Origin of the sequence: Bacillus sp. AFS029637, assembly GCF_002584985.1 — a bacterium.
Taxonomy (GTDB): domain Bacteria; phylum Bacillota; class Bacilli; order Bacillales; family Bacillaceae_G; genus Bacillus_A.
In genome coordinates, this window is sequence record NZ_NUPZ01000039.1 from 26230 (window position 1) to 47673 (window position 21444).

Below are 21444 nucleotides of genomic sequence, written 5' to 3' on the forward strand. Positions count from 1 at the left end.
CAGCTTTATACACAAACGAATTTTACCTTATTTAGTATATGAGGTAAAAGAACAAGCTCTTTTTTGGCCGAAAAAGAGCTTGTTCTTAAGATTATTAATCTTTTAATTAACTACACTTTAAAGAGCACCAATTTTCTGTAATTCGGCAAAGTGTTTGACAAGTACCTGGAGTACAAATAATTCCACTACGTGGTTCTACTCCACCTTGTTCTTCTAAGTTTGAGCTAACTTGAACATCTAAATCGAATAATTTGTTATTTTCAATTTTAAATTCTCCATTCTCGACTGTGATTATTTTTTGAAATGCACCTCACAAAAAAATATACATAAAAAATTTGAGTTTGTATATAGTTTTTTTTACAAAAAGAAGAAAAAATATAAAAAGCTTGAAAAAATGTAAATGTATGGTATATTTATTAATTTATTCTATTTTTATGTTAGTAAAATTTAAATTTTATTTCGTTCTAGAGAAAAATATCTACATAAAGAAAACAAAAACACTTCAAAGGTTATATATACAAAGAAAACAAAAAACACTTCAAAGGCTATTATTCTATCCGAAAAATTTTTGAGTTATTTTGGTATAATTGATAAATAATGTATCAATTTACAAGAAATACTATACATTCATTTGCATAAGTGTTTATAATGAGAAGGGTTTTTGTTTATTTTGATAATTAGATAAAACTAATTACAAGTAGGAGGAGTGAGATAGATGATCACTAAGGAAGATGATTTAAAAAATACGAGTTTAACTACAGAATCATCAATTTTTTGTGCATTAGATTTTTTTATGATTAGAACGCCTCTATTGCCTATTGAAGTTTATAAAGAATGTTTTGATTTAGTAGGAAAGCAAGATATAGAGCAATATGAAATGGGAATAGAAAATTTACAAGAACTTTCAAGTAATCCAGTTATTCGAGAAACAATAGCTGTAGCAAGTAACGCTTTACATAGTTCATTAGACAATATTAATTTGAGCACTAATAACAAAAAGAAAAGACAAACGATTGACTCATTTTCACGTTATTTAAATAGAATGACTACAAGGCCAACTCCTTATGGTATTTTTTCAGGTGTATCACATGGTAAGTTTCATAACTTAGGGAACATATCCTTAGAAGGGGTTAATCAGTTTAAAAAACGTGCTAGAGCAGACATGGAATGGTTATTAAAATTGGTTGAGGTTTTAGAAAAGTCAGAAGAAATAATGGATGATCTTTATATAACGACAAATACTTCAGCTTACAAAAATGGAAATCGTTTAAAAATACCTTATCACACAGGTTATGGTCAACAGTTAACCCAAGAAAACGCTTTCGTTATCAATTATCATTCGATTAGTTATACTCCTGTGGTAAAACAAGTACTTGAAATTGCTAAAGAAAGATTAGTATTTAAAGATTTAATTAAAGAAGTAAGTAACTTATATCCTGATACTAGCAAAGCTATAATATACAAATTTGTAAAACAGTTATTGAACGAAGAATTTTTAATAAGTGAGCTTCGCCCACCGTTCATGTGTACGAATCCTTTTAATCATGTTCTAAACATACTTTTAAGGGTGGATAAGAATTCCAATTTTACAACTGAATTAGTTGAGATTAAAGAATACATAGAGCAATATAACGCGTTATCTATTGGTACGGGTGAAAACTTATTAAAGTTAATAAATCATAAAATGAACAGTATTGTTCAAGTTAAGAACCCATTACAAGTCGATTTAGTAATTAAAGAAAAAAACAATACTTTAACATATGAGATTAAAGAAAATGTTGAAAAAGCAGCAGAATTACTTTGGAAGCTATCTCCTCCGGTTATCGGATTTAGTCATTTGAGTCAATATCGAAATGAATTTTTAGAAAAATATGGACCGTACAGAGAGGTTCCTATACTTGATTTGCTAGATGAAGATATTGGATTAGGAGCACCTGCGACTTATAAATATCCTAAGAGCCCTTATAGTTACAATGAGCCAATTTCAGATTTTCAAAAAAATCGGGAAAAATTTTTAAATAAATGGATTATGGAAGCGGTTAATAAAGGGGAAATGGAAATTGAGATTGATCATAATAGGCTAAAAGATATTGAAGATAATGAAGTAGATGATGAAAAGGCTCCTCTTTCCATGGAATTATACTTCTCTATTCTTTCCAGAAGTAAAGATGCGCTAAATAAAGGCGATTATAAAATGATATTAAGCCCTAATCCTGGATCTGAAGGCGCTGGAAAGACATTTGGGAGATTTATTGATCTCTTTGATACTGAAGTAACTGAAAAAATGAATTCTATTCATAATTTGGAACAAGAAATTGAAGAAGACGCAATTTTTGCTGAAATAGTGTATTTGCCTCCAGCTGGTAGAAATTCTAATGTTGCGTTAACCGAGAATATTCGTCCCTATGAGATAGTTATTGGAACAAATTCATCTAAGGGGGCAAATCATACAATACCTTTGTCTGATATAGTAGTCGGCGCTACTTTTGATAGCTTTTATTTAAAATCTAAATCCTTAAATAAAAAAATTATCCCGACAAATAATCATATGCTTAACTACCTTACTGCACCAAATGTTTGTCGTTTCTTAGCTGAGATAGGATTAGAGGGAAGAAAGAGATGGATGTCTTTTGATTGGGGAAATTTAGGGGATTTACCTGTACTACCGAGAATTAAATCAGGAAATATAATAATCTCTCCTGCTGAATGGAAAATTAATCAGGATACATTTGATAAACAGGACATTAATGAAACTCATAAATGGAATAATTTAATAAACATATGGAGAGATAAATGGAAAGTCTCTAAGTATGTTTTTCTTACAGTTGGAGATAATAGATTGCTGCTAGATTTAGATAATCCTCTTCATTTGGAAATTATCAGGAAAGATTATACGAAACTGACTAGTGGTCAAAGCCTTCGTTTGATAGAAGTAGATGATGATATTTTGGACAGCTGGGTAACTAGTGAACAGGGGACATATCTTGTTGAATGTGTTTTTCCGTTAGTAAAAAAGCATAATGAACACTTATCTAATGTGATAGATGCTCCTAGAGAAGATATAAATAAAACCATTATTGGGGATGAAAGATTAAAATTCCCAGGGAGTGAATGGCTCTATGTGAAATTGTATGGAATGGGTCAACGGCAAGAAGAGTTTATTAGTAAATCCCTGAAGGAATTTGTTCATTCTGCTCAGAAAGAAGGATGGTTGGATTCATGGTTTTTTATAAGGTATGCAGATCCTAAGCATCATTTAAGAATTCGATTCAAGGGTGACCCTCATCTTATACAAACAAAAGGTTTAATTGCTTTTTATAAATGGTCGCAACAATTAAGAGAAGAAGGCATGTTATCTAACCTAACCATTGATACTTATGACCCTGAGATTGAAAGGTATGGAGGAGATAAGTTAATTTTAGAAGCTGAAAATCTCTTTTTTGCAGATAGTTCCTTAATTTCGAATTTAATCGAATTAAAACGTTGGAAAAAAATTGATTTAGATGAAGAAGTATTGGGAGTTATTAATGTTATAAGTATATTTGAAGGCCTAGGGTTCACTTTTGAGAAAACATTAAACTGGCTAAACGACAGCTTAAATTATAAGGAATATCTAGTAGAATTTCGAGAAAAAAGGAGTATTCTCCTTAAAGTAGCTAATTCACATGAAGAATGGAAAAGTTTAAGAGAAGAACCTAATGGTTTAACAATTTATAATTTATTTTTAAAAAGAAACTATTATCTTGAGAAATATTCGAGAGAAATCGAAGAGGAAAAAAGTAAAGGGAAGTTAACGAATGATTATGATGACATAGTGGGAAGTGTAATTCATATGAGCCTGAACCGTCTAATTGGTGTAAATAGAGAAAAAGAAAAGAAAATTATGGCTTTAGCAAGGCACACACTCCATAACTTAAGATATCTAAGGAGAAAACAATAAATGAGCAAAGTAGATAAGGAATCATTAGAAACCTTAAGCATCTTAAATGTCTGGCGTTCTTTTCGTTTTTGGCCTCAAGTATTTGGCCTACTTTGGGGGACGCAAAAATTTTATTTACTCATTATATTAATCACTACTGGCTTACAGGGAATTACTCCAGCAATAATTCTTATATGTACCCAAAATATAGTGAATAGTGTAATAAAGGCTCAAGCAACCAATAGTTTTGACGATGTAATATTCTACTTTTTGTTGTTAATAAGTATAGGTTTTATGAATGAAGTTATCTCGTTGATAAAAAATTACTTCCATAAATTGTTTGAAAGCCTATTATCTAACAGAGTGAATATTTTAATTATGGAAAAGACCATTAACTTATCTCTGACGGAATTTGAAAATGCTGATGTTCAGGATCAGCTAAAAAGATCCCAAAGCGAAGCTAATTATAGACCTTATCAAATTTTCATGGAAATACTCTCAATAATTAGTGGCGTTATTATGCTTTTTTCAACAGCATCTATTCTCCTTTCTTGGAGATGGACAACAACTATATTATTAATTGTTGTTCCGATTACATCGTTTATTTCATTATTACGTATTGGAAAACAAGAATACCAATTACAGTATAATAGAGCGCCTAAATATAGACAGTCTTGGTATTTAACATTTCTTGTTACTAAAGATAGTAGCTTTAAAGAAATTAAAATTTATAAATTAGGTCAATATCTTTTAACAAGATATAGAGAACTATTTAATTTGTTCTATCAAGAAAATAAATCTCTTGTTAGACGTAGAACTAACATTTCTTTTTTCTTTAAATTATTGAATCAAGTAGTAGTAGCGTATGTTATATTTTTAATCTTGCATGATACGTATACAAAACAAATCAATATAGGTCAACTAGTGGGTATGATACAGGCTGTTATGATGACACAGGCAAATGCTCAAGGTGCAGTACAATATATCTTGTCATTTTGTCAAAATAACTTATATATGCAACAGTTATTTACTTTTCTAAGTCTCGATTCCAGCGATAAATTGGCAAGAAGCTTACACAGTAAAGAAATAATAGAAAACAACTCCTTGGATAGTATAGAACAAATAAGGCTAAGAAATTTAAGTTTCTGTTACCCAAACAGTAAGAAGCTAGCTCTAGATACAATTGACTTAGAACTTAATAGGGGAGAAACTGTAGCTATTGTCGGTAAAAATGGCTCTGGTAAGTCAACGCTAGTTAAATTAATGGCTCAGCTTTATCAAGATTATCAGGGAGATATTCTAATTAATGGGAAATCAATAGTATCTTATCCAGAAGATCAGTTTTTACAAAAAATAGGGGTCGTATTTCAAGATTTTGTTCATTACGAAATGTCTGTTAGAGAAAACATTGGATTTGGAAATCTTATGAATGTGAACAATTCAGATGAGGTTTTAAAGGCAGCTGAGAGAGCAGGTATAAAAGATTTAGTAAACCAATTACCATCTAAACTAGATACACAACTTGGTAAGTTATTCAAAGATGGACATCAACTGTCGGGAGGGCAATGGCAAAGAGTTGCTGTGGCTAGGGCTTTTATGAGAAACGCAGATGTATATATTCTGGATGAGCCTAGTTCTTTTTTAGATCCTGAAGCTGAAATAGAAGTGTTTGATAAATTCAGAAAACTAGTCGAAAATAAAATAGGAATTTTCATATCCCATCGTTTTTCCTCTGTATCTTTTGCAGATAAAATTATCGTAATGGATAATGGAAGAATTGTAGAATCAGGTACTCATCATGAATTGATGAAATTAGATGGACAATATGCGAAGTTATATAGACTTCAGATGTCAAATTTCGCTAAAGAAGAAAATTTAGTATCTAATCATTAAAAGGAGCAAATAAATGAAAAAAACAACTCTTAAGAATAATTGGAAGCCTATTGAAGATGAGAATTTATCATATAAGATTTCTACATTAACTTTAGCATTATCTAGATTATTACAAGATCCTAAAAAATCAAAAGAACATGGATTAGATAAAAAAAATATTGTTAGAGTAGAAAATCATGAGTTATTGCCTTGGCAAGATCTAAGCCTCTCACATGGCTATCCTGGAATTTGCTTATTAATGGGTGAGCTAGATAGAAGTTTTCCAGAAATGAACTGGGATATTACAGGCCACGAATATATGAAGGCTATTCAAAAATCGCTTAATGAAGACACAATCACAAGTCTTTCGCTATGGGGAGGAATATCTGGCATTATAATGGGGGCAAATGGGTTATCTAAAGGTGGCACCAGATATCAAAATATGATAAATACCTTGCATACCTTTTTCCTAAATAATTATTCGAATCTGTTAGAGGAATCATTTGCTCAAATTAATGATGGGGTATCAATGAAAAATTATGATGCCATTCAAGGGTGGAGTGGTATTGGAAGGTATCTGTTAGAGTTTCAAGAGAATCCTAAGATAAAACAAGCATTGTTAGAAGTTTTAGAATATCTAGTTAAAGTTAGTGAGCATAAGTATATAAATGGACAATATGTTCCTGGATGGTATATACCTGTGGATAAGCTATTATTAGATTCTGATAAATTTAGTTACCCTCAAGGAAATTTTAATTGTGGATTATCACATGGTATACCTGGAGTTTTAGCATTACTTTCTTTAACCCAAAAAAAGGGGATTGAAGTTCCTGGTCAAGTACAAGCTATAGAAAATATTGCTAAATGGTTATTAAAGTGGACTGCATATGATGAGTATGGAGTTTATTGGCCAAATTGTATTAGTTGGGAAGAACATGTAAATGGAGTATTAAAAGGTAAATCGACACATAGAGATGGATGGTGTTACGGGTCACCGGGTGTTGCTCGCTCTTTATGGTTAGCAGCAGATGCTTTAGGTAAAGACCATTGGAAAGAAAAAGCTATAGAATCTTATATAGCAACTTTTAAAAGACCATCTAGTACAAGATTGCTTGACTCTCCTACGTTCTGTCATGGTATTGCAGGTCTCTTATACATGACACAATGTATGTGGGTAGATACAGGAGTTAAAGAATTAAAAAAGTTAAGAGATGAACTTGTGGAAGAGGTAATTTCCTTATATGATTCAACCGCTCCCCTAGGATACTACGATTGTATACATGAAAATAACCAAATACGCTATGTAACAAAAGTAGGTCTATTAGAAGGCACGACTGGAATTGTCTTATCTCTACTTAGTACAATTCAAACAGAGAGACCAGATTGGGACTCGGTGTTTTTATTAAATTAAAACAATTAATATAATTAACATCAAATTAAAATATGAATTTATTTGCATTGTGGCTATAAGAAGCTGGTCATCTACATACAGTAGGTAATCAGCTTCTTTTTATTGTGAAATAGACTTTTTCAGTTGTATTTTTGAAATAAAGGTTGTATTTTAATCAAACTTTTTTCAAAACGGTTAAACTTTGTTTTAAACGGTACGACTTTGTTATAAACAGTTAAACTTTATTTCAAATCAATATCTACATTTATACAAAAATATTATTTAACGAAAGAGAAATGAGAGATTTAATGGGATCTCTCATTCCCTTTTCAGCATTTTTAAAAATGTATTCACAAAAACGGCTTCTTATTTTCGCTTACACAATGAAATAGCAGCTTACAGAATACAATTGTATTAGAAATGATAAAGTCTTTAAATACAAAGGGATAACAGGCTTACATGTAATTGGCGTAGCACCAACAAAACACGAATTCCGTACGCTAAGAGATAAATCAACTTTTATAAGTGATACTTTTTTGAGTCATAGATGATACCTCATGAGAAGAGTCTATAGTGCTATGTAAATTAAGATGAATTTCTGCGTAACACTATAGACTTTAAATAGAATTATTTAACCTTTTGGATTTCTAACTATAATACTGCACCTTAACACTTACCAATTTTAATAAACCTGGTAAAAAAAAAGAAAGCCCCTAATACATAATCTATTCTTCTTCAATATATGGATCACCATTAAAAATTAACCATCTTTTTTCAATAGAACCCCCCTCAAAAATTCATTAATTCATAACATTGTTTTCTCCCATATCATGAATGAATGAATTAATAAATATCTATTATTCTTTCTTTTCTTGCTCCTCTAACTCTTCAAATTGCAAGTTTATGGGTTCTATAGGTAAACATTCACAATCATTTGTTTTCAAATTTACTAAAGGCATCTTTTTATCTAGTTCTTCCAACTGTAAATGAGTAACCCATATACAACCTTCTCCAAACAATAAAATACCAGTGGCAATCTCAACCGCGTTTTCTTCTACATCCAATATGATAGAATGAGGCTTCCAATTTTCCGTATGTTTTATTGGACGATTTTTCATATTATCCATAGCAAGCAGTTCTGCATTCCCCCCCGTAATCCCCATCCATAATCCAGCCCGCTCCTTTACATCTTCTGTTTTTATAACAGCAGTTAAACGTAATCGTTTTCCACGATATCGATCAGCATTGATTGTGCACATTAAAGTTCCAAATTCCTTATGAGTAACATTTTCTTTAGATTTGAGATAAATTGATGTTTCTCCTTGAAAAATGTGATAATCCACTCCATTTTCATATTTTTCTGGGCAACTACCAGTTAATAATCCATCTTTTATAAGATCTTTTTGCATACCTTCCTCTTCCCTTCTGTTTATAAATTTTTTATCTAGTTTCTTCTCGACACTATAAATTACTTTTTTGAAAAAATTAGTTTTAATCATTATTTCTATTTTTTAAATCTATCATATATAACTTATTCGTTTTTGATTTAAATTGCGGTTCTATTGCAAAGTGTTTAAAACTAAGCTAAACTTTTGCAAAACAGAGTGAGGGGAATCATAAATGAGATATTTTAAAGGGAAGCAATTCAAAAAAGATATTATTTTGGTAGCCGTTGGCTACTATTGTCGTTTTTCTTTAAGTTATCGCGATGTCTCTGAAATTTTGAAAGAATGTGGTGTTTTAGTTCATCCAACAACTATTATGCGCTGGGTGGTTCTGTTGCAAAGTTTGAAAAAAGCATAAACTATAAAATATTAATATTTTTCTCCCCCAATTTTCATTTCCCTATTAAAGATACAATCGAACTACTCACCACCTAACAATTCTGTGTTTTTTTGAAGTGGGAGTGTTCTTTCCTATTTTGAATAAACAAGATGCATTTTTCAATACTTTCACTAAAACTGCAACTATTTGTAACGTGTACAATTTTACGCATCACCGCTTCAAAAGGTACACCTTTTGATGTAGATACATATCTCTGAAAAACATCGCTTCAAAACATTAAAAACTTCATATTTGAAGTACTTCTATAAAATAAATACCTTTTGAAGCGGTTATGAAGCTCGTGAGAAAATACTTCTAGATGAACAAGCTAAAAAAAATAGCTCATGCACGAGAGGAAGGTATTAAACAAGGGAAAACCCAATTAATTCGTGGTATGCATAAAAATGGAATGCCATTAGAAGTTATTGCAAAATTCACTGGTCTCAGTACAGAAGAAATACGAAAATTACTATAATAATTATATATCATGGCAAAAAATCGTAAGCGAAAACAAGTTTCTTCTATTTGTTCTAGAAGAAGCATTTTTAATTTGTTGTGGATAAAACAGTCTTCTAATGATATTTGCCCTTTTGTAATAGAAATGCTTTTTAGAATGTATTTATTAGCAATCCAGCTCTCATCAATACCATATGAGAAGTGATATGACTCTTCACCTTTTACTTTGCCAAATCGCTTTATTAGAAGCTCTTTAGGTGTTTTTGCAACATCCTTCAAGGAAAATAGTCCCATTCCATGCAACACCTCTTCACTAGCCGTTCCGATTCCCTATAACTTTTTAGAAACATTCTCGAATGTCCACATAGCAATCCTAGAGTTTGAATGTTTAATTTCCACGTCTAGAGCAATTTTTTAAAGAAACAAATCTGGTCCAATTCCAATAGATGCTGTTATGCCAGTTGTGTCATATATTTCTCTTTGGATCCTTTTAGCAATTATCATTGGATCACGTCCGAAAAGATGAGCTGTTTGTTGCATGGCTAGAAAGCACTCATCTACTGAGTAAACGTGTAGATCCTCTAATGCTACATACTTCGTGTAACTTTCTGTGATCTAATCTGAGATTTCAACATATCTTCTCATTGTTGCATTTACCACAATTATATTTGGATCTCTTGGTATTTCGTATAATCTGGTTGCTGTAGAAATCCCTAATTTTTTCAGCTCAGGAGTCGCAGCCAACACAATAGACCCGTTTCTATCCATATCCCCAACGACAGCTAATTTTACTTTCAGTGGATCTAAACCCCTCATAACACATGCATAACTGGCAAAAAATCATTTGATTTATCCATTTTGAGTAATCAAACATCGTTTTACCCTCCAAAAACAGAACGTTTATTCTCATTACAAACCTATTGCCTTGCGTTATATAACCATTTAGAAAATATTTATTTATTATCATTATGGTACGTGAAATTACATACATATATTTCTTCAATATTCGACCACTGAACAATATAGTATCTCTTAATTTATTAAACTCGTTTTCTTTACTCCATGAATTAAGAAAAGCCTAAACCCTTGTGTACCAATGGATTTAAGCTTTTTATTTTGTAAGAATGCACTTTGCAACAAGTTGCCATTAGGATAGTGTATCAGCAACTTGTAGCTATTACTATGAATGCTAGATTCCTCAAAATTATTCCATATTTTTTGATTTTATTTATATTATTCTATGCTTTGTTTCAAATTATAATTCCATATTTATGAACAAAGGTTTAGTTTTATGGAATATTGTACAAGCTATAAGTACGATATTCTTTATTTAGGAGGAATTCCTTATGTTTGGTCTAGGAAAAAAAAGAACTCCATTTGGTGACTATTTAGATCGTAGAGGAATTAAACAACAGTGGTTAGTGCAAAAAACTGGATTAAGTAAATCATTAATAAGTGATTTAGCGAATAAAAAGGATCGTGTTCCCACTTTAACATCCGCAACTAAAATCATTAAAACACTAAGAAAATTTGATAACCGCATTGATTATCATGATTTTTGGGATATCAATATTTAAGATTCCTAGAATATGTGGTCCATCACGAACGTTCTCATAAACACATTTTGTTTTGTAGCATATTGTTCTAATTTGGATTGCCGATAGTCTGATAATGTGAAAAAGTTAATTACCGGAACAATAGCATTCTGTCTTTTATAGATATCTGTTAGATGGCCATATAACTGTATTTTATGTTCATTTGCCTTCATATGTTGCATACGATCTATTTCAACAAAATGGGGTACATTATCCTCAAAATACGTGGCGTCAGGAATAATCTCATACCGTTGACCATTGATTGAAAAATCGATAGATCTTTCTGTTTTCCATTCTGGAAATCCAAGCCACATCCAACTCTCGTTTTGCATTAATATGTGCTGTAATTGGCTACTTTTCTTTACTTCTTTTGTAATGCCTAATAAATCCCGTCCCTTTTTATTTAAATAATATACGAGTTCACGAGCCATTTTTGTAATGTGAAAATACGAGGGCATATCCTTTAATACACGATTTGCATTTCGAATGCTCCCTAGACAATGGATAGCTTGTAGTTGCCTCCTAGTTAAAAAATCTAACTTACCCAAAGTGGATAAAATCTCGATTTGTCTCGCTTTCTGTTTGAGTGTTTGATGCCTCATGTTGCTTCACCACCTTATATTGCTTTAGCAACTCCTACATATCTGTATCCTTTAAATAAGGTACCTGGATTTCCTCTGTACGATCTGTTTTAAACAATGCTCTTCCTGGAAGAGAAGGCAAATCCTCTAACCCTGATTCATCCAAAGCAACTTGTGAAGCGACCGTCGTTGGTAATCGAAAGCCTATTTTCGCATCAGCATTTTGTTTGATCTGTCTTGGCAATGTATCAGAGGTTGGATATTGCGTACAAAATATGAGCCGGAATCCTAAACCACCTCCGATTCTTGCGATTTCAGATAACATCTCTTGGCACAAAAATAATACATCACGTTGTTTTTTAGGTAATCCTTGTGTAGGACAAAGATTTGCTCCTTCATCTACTATGATGAAACATCGCTCTTTTATGGATGTATCTATGATATTAGTAAAGTAGGACTTCTTCATTACTTCAATCTGTTTGACCATTTTCTCACGTACTTTAGCCAACATTTCTAACGCCTGTTTCGGATTTTCAGCTACTTCTACAACTTGGGATAGCTCTTTGTAAGGACTAAATTCTAACCCTTCTTTCAGATCGATAATAAAAAAATTAACGTGTTGAGATTGTTGCAAAATTAAACTAGTCATCACATTTTTTAAGAATACTGTCTTTCCAAAACGAGTCATTCCACTTACACACATATGAGGTGTTTTCTCAAAGTCATGATATACATATTTATCTAACGCTTTCCCCACCATAACGCTCCATGTATGCTCTTTTAATAGATCCTTAGACCAATTCCACATTTCAGGTATTTGTTGGCTAAATACTCGAATATGAAGCTCTCTTTGGTGAAACGATATTTTAACAGGTTTATATAGACCTTCTTCTAATACTTCAGCTAACTTTTGGATAAGTTGACTAGGTACACCAAGTGGTAACTTGTAAACATAATTCATACTTATATCATCTTTCATTTCTTTTATAAAAATGGGGTATTGTAATTCACCTTTATGTTGAACACATATCTTTGCAATTTCAAAAAACGTTGCAATTTTTTTCTTATCACTCATTCCATTACTTTGATAAAAATAAGCGACAGTTATAAAGGTTGCTGGAATTAATAAAAGCGACAACATTCTCTCCATACCTCCTTAAGGTAGTTGAGCCTGTATGGAAGCCTATAAAAAGCTGTTTAAGATGCGCTATTATAATCACTTTCAACTACCAGATGTAATACTAACGTAGAAACACATCTAGTATATCCATTAGAACGTACCAAACACTCCCAATCAACAAGCATTTAAGACCTGCACGTAGCAACCAACCTGGAAGATAAAGCCCTTTCTTCTTCAGCAATTTTACTCCTAAAACTGAAGCTCCGGTCACGCCATATACAATCCCTAGCTCTCCAATGATTGTCATGTTTATCTCATCCTTTCGGTTTGATAGATAAATTCCCCTTACGATCTCTATAAAGTTGATAATCATCCAGTAGCTCACTCCATGACAATGCATGTTCTTCGCCGTATAACTCCTCTTCAATCTTTTGACTTAAATAATAGTAACCTCGGTATTGTTGGTTCAGGTATACTTCGTGACGTAACATATGCTCTTGTATAGCGCATATGTTTTCTTCATTCTTATTAGCTTTGTACATTTGATTCAATGTTCGAGAAGAATATAGATAAGGTGTACTATACAGTATTTGATATTGACTCATATGTCTTCACCATCCATATAGAATTCTAGATACACTAAATACATATGATAATGATACGGATTTTCGAATTTGTCCCTAAAAAAATACGTCATTCCAAAATAGGAATGACGTTCGACAAAAATCTTAAATTCTTTGAAACTGTGCTAATAACAAGAAAACGACCCTTTCTTTACGCCGTCACAAGCAGAAAAAGAATGGTTTTCGTAAAAATAAATGATAATTGATAGCCACCACTTGACGGTAGCAGTTATCAAAAGAAGAGCACATGTTGGTAATATGCTGCTCTTTTTTTTGATTGTATGATTTTTTTTAAGTGGTTCGAAAATAAAATTTAAAATTGTAAATTAATCTTTTCAATCATTTTAATAACAATGTAATTGAAGAGTAGTTAATAAAATCTAATATAAATATATATCTTATATATATTAAAAATATAAAGATAAAACTTATATAGGACTGGCAAATGTACGTATATCCTTACTCTAACAAAGCCTCTTAACATTTCATAGCGTAAAAAATCATAAAAAGTAGAATTTAACAATGGAAAATTAGGTATTATTATGGTTTAAAATCTACAAATAATCATAAATGGAATTTAGTATTCCTACATAAAAAATGAAACAATTTGATACATTATTAAACATATTTATTCAATCGTAAAATTTCATATCAATTCAATGAATCTCCACAATCTTATTATAGTTACCCACAAAAGATTCACATTATGTGTTATTTAATCAACAGTATCCTAATTTCACACATAACTCACATTAATATTGATGATTTTTGATAGATGAAGGCATATAAGCCATTTATATCAATGATAATGGCACTAAATTATTCACATTATGTGTTATTTATCTACTTATCCACGAAAATTAATTTTTTTCTTATGATTTCTTGTAGATATTTGAATGTATATAGACAGCTTATAACATGTTTTTATGGAAGTATGTGTGGAAATGTAGATAGGTACTATACTATTTTTGTATATGATTGCATAAAAAAAGACTCTATTTTGAATAGAATCGAGTAAAGTTACTTATTGTGAAGAATGAGTAAAATTCTTTTAAATAAACGTATCAACACGAATAGCCCTCTATCTTGAATTTTTTTCAAAAATAGAGAGCTGATTATGATTAGTTCGTTTTCATTGCTGTCAGTACTTGCTCAGCCGTTGTTACGGGGATACCAGCGCGTATTAACTGTTCAAAGGCACGCATAAATGTAATTAAATTAAAGTTATCTGGTACTTCAATAACGCGAAGCTTTTCTTTCGGTAATCTATCTATCTTCTCAATGAACAATTCCCGAACATCACTAGCAATAGAGCGTTCTTTATGTCCTCTTACCTTTAAGAGTTCACGTATTTCTATTTCTAAAGCCATATAAGCGTTTAGGTTTGTACCTTGTTCATAAGCGTACTTTCTAAACAACGTTTCTTCTTGATACTTTAGATAGTTGCGGTGATAAGATTCCTCTGTAACAGGTACAGCAAATTTGTAGTTTAGTAACTCATACGTTTTGCGGAACAACTTTTTGATGTTTCTCAGAGAGTACATAGAGAAATGCAATCCGAAATCAAATACAGCTTGTTCTTTTTGTTCTTTTGGAACATGTTGTGTAATCAGAGGATAAATACCCTCTTTAGCTGCGGTATCAAGAATTTGATATTGTGATGTTTGATTTAATAATTTTTTCAGTGTATATACTAATTTGCTTGGATATTCTTCATTACGATCTATCATGTCACGTAAGCTATGAATTACGCTTCGAATTTGTCGATGGCATGTATATTTAAGTACATGGATAAACTTGTTCATGTCTTGTGTAAATTCACCAATATTCATTTCTTGTAGTACGGATTCGATAAAACGAGCTTTACGAGCATAAGTAAGCTTTGGTGTGAATGGATCGCGATACTGTACTTCTCCTGTTTCTTTTGCACATAAGAAATCCGTATGTAAGGATAGATATAGAGTCGTATATCTTTTTTTATTCTTAACCCCTTTTTGTAATTTACAAATTTTAAATAGTGGAGTCCCTGTACATGGTAATGCAGTTGTTAATTCTGTCATAACCGCGCGGATTTGATGTGGATATTTTTTATGTAAAAAGCGGTACATCCCACCAAAATGAGTTTTATTCCCTTTTTCATCTTGTTTGTCTAAGGAACGTTTTAGTGTAGTTTCACTGTGCTGTTGCATAGCAATATCTAAGAATAGCTTCTTAGATGCAACTGATAGCTCAAAGAAAGCTTTCGTAAATACCACCGGGCTAATATAAACATATGCATTCGCCTTTTCAGTTTCTTCATTCATAAAATGAGTTAATTTAATTGTATATCGACCATCTAATTCATTTTCAATCGTAATAATGTTATGTATACTTAATTTCTTTAATGCAATATAGAATTGAGAATGCTGTATGTAAGCAAATTCTTCTTTATATAGTTTGTAATCTTCCCACATCATATGTATTGTTACATTTGGAATGACTCCATTCGTGTAACATTTTTTATGTAGATATAAGAAGACTTCCAAATCTGCGTTTGTAAGGCCATATAATTTATGCTTTCTTCCCATTGTTTCCGAAATAGCAGATAGTGTACGACGTGAAAAAGATGGTTTAGCCTGTGCTACGAAGCCATCCACATCGGCAATACGCTCCTCATATGTCATTTGATTAACAATATCCTCAAGGTATGTATCTTTATAGCTGTAGTATTTCTCTTCGAAAGTTTCAACAAGTTTTTGCCAAGACTTCAGTGTTACTAAAACTGCATTTGTAGATTGTCCATTTAGACTACGTTGATTACGAATAATAAATGATTTTCCCATCTTTTTCACCTCCTACCTATAAATTCAGAAATAAATGCCAAAACACTATAAAATATACCAATTTTGATTATACCAAATCGAAATTTGCTGAAATGCGTCCCTTTAAGAGAAAAAACAAAAAGATGAAACGCCCTTTAATCCCTTGTGTATCAAGGGGTTTCAGGATTCCAGGAAATTTTTTTATGGACATGATATGGCTATGGATTTTCATATTGCTAGAAAAGAAGTGAAATAGCAAAAAAACCTTGTAAACATGATTAAATCAACGGTTATATCGATTTTCAAAAAAATAAAAGGGACATGATATGGCTATGGATTTTCATGTTTATAATTGTGAATTAAACAGATGAACCCTTTTAAATAGTGATGTTAATGGGGTTTATCTGTAATTTTATAATTACAAAAGGAACATGAAGTGGCTAGGATAGTTTTCATGTTTGGGTAAAAAAGGGGACATCATACAGCTATGGATTTTCATGTTGCATAAATACATGAAAATAGGGTTATAAACATGTAAAGTCTTAATATAAAAAGGTTTATGGGGGTTTCTTCTGAAAAAAGGGGACATCATATAGCTATAAATTTTCATAACGAATTGTATAGGTGTAGTAGAAAAGCTTATATATCAAGCTTTAAGCATTTTTAGAAAAAAATTTCGAGTTAGTAAAAAGAGTTACATAATGTCATTTTTGTTTCATGTTTTGATGGAAAGGGACATGATATGGCTATAAATTTTCATTTTGATGAATTTGGGGTGTTCGAAGTAAAATTAATATTTTAACCCTTACATTTTTTTACTTTTACTGCTCTTTTAACGAACTTCAGCCATTCATCTCCTTCCTCTAAGCACAGCGTAGGTGGGAGATGAATGGCCCGACCTAACAAAAGTACTTCTGAGTGGTATAGCATCGTAAAATTTGTTTATAATAGAGTTATTAGAACAAACATTCGGAGGTGACGGCATAATGAAATTGAACTACAGGTTTGAAATCTATCCTACAATAGAACAACAACATACACTAGATGGATTTCCATTTGTCGTCAGCAATATAACTCCGCTTTGCTAGATAAACAACGATATTATAAACAAAACAAAAAAGACTTAACACGGTATGAATTACAAAATCAGCAAAAACTTGATAAAAAGATATATCATTTCTTAAAAGAGGTTCCTTCGCAACCTTTTCAGGAAGTGTTTGCGCGACTGGAAAAAGCCTATAAAAAGTTCTTTAAAAAGGATGCTGGCTATCCAAAAATGAAAAGTTTTAAAGGATATCGTTCTATTACTCTTACTCAATTTGGTATGTTCAAATATAAAAAGAAGGATGGTTCCTTGGGGACAAGCCGTCGTATGTGTTCTCTCACAAAAGGCGGTAAACTTCTTATCTCGAAATTAGGGGTCATTGATATCAAATGGCACCGTAAATTAGATGGCCGCGTTAAACAAGTTGTCATAAAACATCAAGGAAACCGTTGGTTTGCGACTTTTTGTGTTGAAAAACACGTAAACCAAGATTCTATTTGCGATGCAAATAAAACAACTGGTATTGATGTAGGCATCAAAAAATTTGCGGTTCTATCTAATGGAGAAGAAGTTCAGAATCCTACGTTCTTACGCAAAGAAGAGCGTAAATTAAAACGTGCGCAACGTAAACATTCAAAAATGAAAAAAGGTTCGAAGAACTGGTGCAAGCAAGTAGACAAATTACAACAAATTCATACGAAGATAGCGAATCAACGTAAGGATTTCCTGCACAAACTAAGCTTCCGATTAACCAACAGCTATGGTGTAATTTGTATAGAAGACCTAAAAATCAAAAATATGGTACGTAACCGTCACCTAGCAAAATCCATCCACGATGCAGGTTGGGGGATGTTCCGTACATTCCTCTCCTACAAGGCAAAACGAAATGGTGGATGTTTGGTAATGGTAAAACCGCACTACACGTCACAGAAATGTTCGAATTGCGGGGAAACAGTTAAGAAATCACTTTCTGTTCGTACGCACGTATGCAAACAATGTGGTACTGTACTGGATCGTGACCACAATGCAGCGATTAACATTGAAAAAGCCGGCTTAACGCAAATTGCGTATCAGCCAACATATTAAATGTATATAACATCCATATAACTGTAGGGCAAGGTCTTGTCCGAACAGTATAATCTACGCCTGTGGAGAGCGTGTAAGACCGAATCTCGTTAGAGATAGGCAATGCTTGTAGAATCAGGAAGCCCCCACTTCAAGCGGTGGGTAGTTCACATGTAAGAGGTACTTTAGAGAGATTGTGGATTTGAAATAAAGTCACGATCTTTTTTAAAATATGCTCTTTTCTCTGGTTCGTTTATTAGGGTTAATTGCATTATTTCGATTAAACTTTATTTTAAAGCTACAGTAACTATGTTTTTAAGGTGAAATTAGAGCGAGATGAATAAAATGTCGAAAATATAAGAATTTTTTGTTTTTTTGTTGATTTATGTTATTTTTAATGTTAAACTCATAACAACAAAGAAAGAGTAAACGAAAACCCTTAGCGATTAAATTATCAGAATTTTCGTTCTTTTATCGGTTTACTCCATGTGATTTACACGTTTGTGTATTGCTTTTCCACTCTTTCTTTGTTTTTCTCTATAAAAGAAAACAACCTGTTTTTATCCAATTTGTTTTCTCTTGTAAAGATGTAATTTGTTTTTTTATAACAGTTGGAACTACTATTTTAAAAATTATTGTTGTTTAGGGGGGATAGCTAATAGTTTGGACATTTAATGAAGCGTTTTTATTACAATGGAGTGGATCCAGAAAGAGGTGAAAAATAAGAAATTTGGATGTTAGTTTTTTAATTTTAGAAAAGGAAGAATAAAAATATAGTGGACATACAATTACAATAAAGGAATGCAGTATAGATCAGTATACTTGCATTCCTTTGCTATGAAATTGTATGGTGTTTGTTTAAGGAAAATAAGATATTATATATTATGCTTTGTATTGGTATTTTAATCCGTATATTTATATATTACAAATAATATTATTGAAAATTTAATAGAAAAAGAGCTAATGGATGAAAAATAGGTTATTGTATAAGTACTTATATAATTGCTATTTGGATTTTACAAATCGATTCAGTCTTGTATAATCAGTTACAGAGTGGGCTATAAGTATGCAAAATAGAGCCCATAACATGTTAACAGTGAAATGAAAGGATAGAATATTCTGACTTCATTTCTACTTTTATAAAAAGGGACATCATATAGCTAATTATTTTCAAGTTCAGATCAATAATAAATGTATATAAGGAGCAGAATTTATATGGAAGACGTTCTACAATTGTTTAGAGATGCACTATCAATAACGGAACAATTGTATAAACAAGATGAGCAATTGTGGCATAAATGGGTTTCCTATTATGTTGAGGTTGAAGCAGATCAAAGTAAAATTGTGACTTCAAAATACCTTTCTCCGTCATTTTCAATGCTTGTACAGTGGCTAGAGCAACAACAAAGAAAAGGTGTTTCTCCTCTAGATATATATAGAAATATAGATGATTACAGATTAATCATCGATGAGACAATAGGTGTCTTTATTGAACAAGAGTTTCGTAAAAATCAGACAGTTAGTAATAAAGTGCATACAGCAACAAGTGAATCAGATGCGAACATATTGAATGAAAATTATTTAGAAGTAAATAACTCCGCGGTCTATTATAAGTTAAGAGATGGAATAGCTAAAAATCAATTTGAAGAAGATGAAAACACACGGTTAAAATCTTATCCTATTGAAACAAAGGATAGTAATGGAGTGGCACAGCTTTCCTCTCATAAAGATGAAGATCTAAAGTTAACGAATACTGAAGAGACAGCAAGATGGAATACATTAGTAGATGGTGTAATGAGTAATATGGATGATCTAACTGCAGATTGTTTAGATACCATCACGATTCAATGGTTGAATGAAGCAAAATCGCCTGATGAATTTATTGATTTTTCATATGAACAAGTTTTAGAAATGTGCAGTATTTCAAAGGCTAAGGCAAATGGTGTCGAATATTATAGGGTAGAAGATAAAATTAAAGTTGCGAAGCGGATTGCGGCCCTAGCGAGTATTTTTATATATCTAAATGATGACAACGAAGTAGTCGTATTAAATGATCGTGCTGAAACAGGTAAACATTATGAAGTAAAACGCGAGGTAATTAAAAGACTATTTGTATTAGATTCCGTAGTTCTATGGAGAGATAAAAACACAAACGAATACATGGGGATAGAGTCGTGTCGAATCAAACCGGGAAGTTTCTTATCTGGATATCTATATGGATCTAATAGTACTACAGCATTATTATCAAAAAAGGCACTTGAATATAATAGTTATAGACACAAATATCATAAAAGATTAATTCGATATTTGACATGGCAATGGAGAATACGTCAAATGTTTTCTAGCTTACAAAGACCTTATTCTATAGGTGGAGATAAAGGTTTGTTAGCAGTTATGGGTATAAATCAAAAACAAAAACCTAATCGTATCCGCGAACAATTAGAAAATGTTCTTAGTGATTTAGAAAAAGAAGAAGTAATTTCTCATTGGGAATATCATAATGGTTTAGAAGAAGAAAAACTGACAAAGAAGAATTGGTTTAAAAACTATTATTCACAGTTAGGAATAGTAATATTGCCACCCAAAGAATTAATTAGTTCAATGGAAAACTTAGCGAAAAAGAAAACAATTGATACAATAGATGAGGAAAGTCATCCAGTAAAAATTGTAGAAAAACCATTAGATACGAATGAAAATGAACAACTTATCAGGGAGAGAATAGAGTTTATTCATATGAAGAAGAATATAACTATGCGAGAACTATCAATAGAGATAGGTATATCACAGCCTACTCTTTCTAGATTCTATAATAAAAAAACAAAGCGTCTCTCTAGTACGGCGAGAAGCAAATTAAACCAATGGTATAAAAGACAAATGATTATCGATAAAATGTAAGTTAAAGCTAAAAATTAGTATTAAAAAGAGTCCTAGAAATAGGACTCTTTTTAATGTAGTTATTGAATTTGCCTGTTTTAAAATACACTAATAAATATAGAAATATCCCTATTTAGAAACAGGGATATTTCTATATTAATAAGGAAATTATAGTAGTGTTATATGGTATATGCAATAGAATCAGCAATGTATATTATTTCAGTAACTTATCTAAAGCTCTCTCCTAACCCTTTATTTTTGTAACAAAGGCAACGGGAT

General features: G+C 31.6%; 11 protein-coding genes and 5 pseudogenes. 8 read left to right on the forward strand and 8 right to left on the reverse strand.

The genetic code is table 11. The features are described 5' to 3' along the window. Nucleotides 1-106: 106 nt before the first annotated feature. Nucleotides 107-295, reverse strand: coding sequence for a gallidermin family lantibiotic (locus COE49_RS20780; protein ID WP_098946056.1), 189 nt, complete (start codon nucleotides 293-295; stop codon nucleotides 107-109). Between the two features lie 420 nt (nucleotides 296-715). Here COE49_RS20780 and COE49_RS20785 point away from each other — a divergent pair, with 420 nt between their 5' ends. The 3 genes from COE49_RS20785 to COE49_RS20795 are packed head-to-tail and all read left to right on the forward strand — an operon-like array spanning nucleotide 716 to nucleotide 7202. After that, nucleotides 716-3940, forward strand: a complete 3225-nt coding sequence (locus COE49_RS20785) for a lantibiotic dehydratase (protein ID WP_098946052.1) — start codon at nucleotides 716-718, stop codon at nucleotides 3938-3940. Then, nucleotides 3941-5812: an ABC transporter ATP-binding protein gene (locus COE49_RS20790; protein ID WP_088233003.1), complete on the forward strand. Its 1872-nt coding sequence runs from the start codon at nucleotides 3941-3943 to the stop codon at nucleotides 5810-5812. Nucleotides 5813-5825: 13 nt separating this feature from the next. Continuing rightward, a complete protein-coding gene (locus tag COE49_RS20795; RefSeq protein WP_088233004.1) occupies nucleotides 5826-7202 on the forward strand; it encodes a lanthionine synthetase C family protein in 1377 nt (458 codons plus the stop codon). 836 nt (nucleotides 7203-8038) lie between these two features. Here COE49_RS20795 and COE49_RS20800 read toward each other — a convergent pair. Then, nucleotides 8039-8590, reverse strand: coding sequence for an AraC family transcriptional regulator (locus COE49_RS20800; RefSeq protein ID WP_088233005.1), 552 nt, complete (start codon nucleotides 8588-8590; stop codon nucleotides 8039-8041). A gap of 211 nt (nucleotides 8591-8801) precedes the next feature. On the opposite strand from COE49_RS20800, the pseudogene COE49_RS20805 reads away from it, so the two are divergent. Both COE49_RS20805 and COE49_RS28130 read left to right on the forward strand, forming a co-directional pair. Beyond that, nucleotides 8802-8954: pseudogene (locus COE49_RS20805) on the forward strand (IS6 family transposase); the annotation flags it as partial. Between the two features lie 336 nt (nucleotides 8955-9290). Next, a pseudogene (locus COE49_RS28130) lies at nucleotides 9291-9480 on the forward strand (Rpn family recombination-promoting nuclease/putative transposase); the annotation flags it as partial. Between the two features lie 395 nt (nucleotides 9481-9875). On the opposite strand, the pseudogene COE49_RS28520 reads toward COE49_RS28130, so the two are convergent. Beyond that, nucleotides 9876-10277: pseudogene (locus tag COE49_RS28520) on the reverse strand (Y-family DNA polymerase). A 530-nt stretch (nucleotides 10278-10807) separates the two neighbouring features. Here COE49_RS28520 and COE49_RS20820 point away from each other — a divergent pair. Continuing rightward, a complete protein-coding gene (locus COE49_RS20820) occupies nucleotides 10808-11038 on the forward strand; it encodes a helix-turn-helix domain-containing protein (protein ID WP_000467332.1) in 231 nt (76 codons plus the stop codon). 5 nt (nucleotides 11039-11043) lie between these two features. Here the strand turns inward: COE49_RS20820 and COE49_RS20825 are convergent, their stop codons facing one another. The 5 genes and pseudogenes from COE49_RS20825 to COE49_RS20845 form a co-directional block, all read right to left on the reverse strand. Further along, nucleotides 11044-11658, reverse strand: a complete 615-nt coding sequence (locus tag COE49_RS20825; protein ID WP_098946053.1) for a replication-relaxation family protein — start codon at nucleotides 11656-11658, stop codon at nucleotides 11044-11046. Continuing rightward, nucleotides 11597-12778, reverse strand: a pseudogene (locus tag COE49_RS20830) (FtsK/SpoIIIE domain-containing protein). Before COE49_RS20830 ends, COE49_RS20825 begins: the two are co-directional and overlap by 62 nt. A 100-nt stretch (nucleotides 12779-12878) precedes the next feature. Then, complete coding sequence (locus tag COE49_RS20835; RefSeq protein ID WP_070146758.1) at nucleotides 12879-13064, reverse strand: hypothetical protein; 186 nt, start codon at nucleotides 13062-13064, stop codon at nucleotides 12879-12881. A gap of 7 nt (nucleotides 13065-13071) precedes the next feature. Beyond that, nucleotides 13072-13362 (reverse strand): hypothetical protein, encoded by a 291-nt coding sequence (locus COE49_RS20840; protein ID WP_098946054.1) that lies wholly within the window; start codon nucleotides 13360-13362, stop codon nucleotides 13072-13074. A 1139-nt stretch (nucleotides 13363-14501) separates the two neighbouring features. Further along, nucleotides 14502-16202 (reverse strand): hypothetical protein, encoded by a 1701-nt coding sequence (locus COE49_RS20845; protein ID WP_098946055.1) that lies wholly within the window; start codon nucleotides 16200-16202, stop codon nucleotides 14502-14504. 965 nt (nucleotides 16203-17167) lie between these two features. On the opposite strand from COE49_RS20845, the pseudogene COE49_RS20855 reads away from it, so the two are divergent. Beyond that, nucleotides 17168-18312 (forward strand): annotated as a pseudogene (locus tag COE49_RS20855) (RNA-guided endonuclease InsQ/TnpB family protein). Nucleotides 18313-19506: 1194 nt separating this feature from the next. Further along, nucleotides 19507-21186, forward strand: a complete 1680-nt coding sequence (locus COE49_RS20860; protein ID WP_088233010.1) for a helix-turn-helix domain-containing protein — start codon at nucleotides 19507-19509, stop codon at nucleotides 21184-21186. Nucleotides 21187-21444 lie beyond the last annotated feature (258 nt).

Coding starts and splice junctions, on each gene's coding strand:
- COE49_RS20785 (WP_098946052.1), top strand. CDS start 716: ATGATCACTAAGGAAGATGATTTAAAAAATACGAGTTTAACTACAGAA.
- COE49_RS20790 (WP_088233003.1), top strand. CDS start 3,941: ATGAGCAAAGTAGATAAGGAATCATTAGAAACCTTAAGCATCTTAAAT.
- COE49_RS20795 (WP_088233004.1), top strand. CDS start 5,826: ATGAAAAAAACAACTCTTAAGAATAATTGGAAGCCTATTGAAGATGAG.
- COE49_RS20800 (WP_088233005.1), bottom strand. CDS start 8,590: ATGCAAAAAGATCTTATAAAAGATGGATTATTAACTGGTAGTTGCCCA.
- COE49_RS20820 (WP_000467332.1), top strand. CDS start 10,808: ATGTTTGGTCTAGGAAAAAAAAGAACTCCATTTGGTGACTATTTAGAT.
- COE49_RS20825 (WP_098946053.1), bottom strand. CDS start 11,658: ATGAGGCATCAAACACTCAAACAGAAAGCGAGACAAATCGAGATTTTA.
- COE49_RS20835 (WP_070146758.1), bottom strand. CDS start 13,064: ATGACAATCATTGGAGAGCTAGGGATTGTATATGGCGTGACCGGAGCT.
- COE49_RS20840 (WP_098946054.1), bottom strand. CDS start 13,362: ATGAGTCAATATCAAATACTGTATAGTACACCTTATCTATATTCTTCT.
- COE49_RS20845 (WP_098946055.1), bottom strand. CDS start 16,202: ATGGGAAAATCATTTATTATTCGTAATCAACGTAGTCTAAATGGACAA.
- COE49_RS20860 (WP_088233010.1), top strand. CDS start 19,507: ATGGAAGACGTTCTACAATTGTTTAGAGATGCACTATCAATAACGGAA.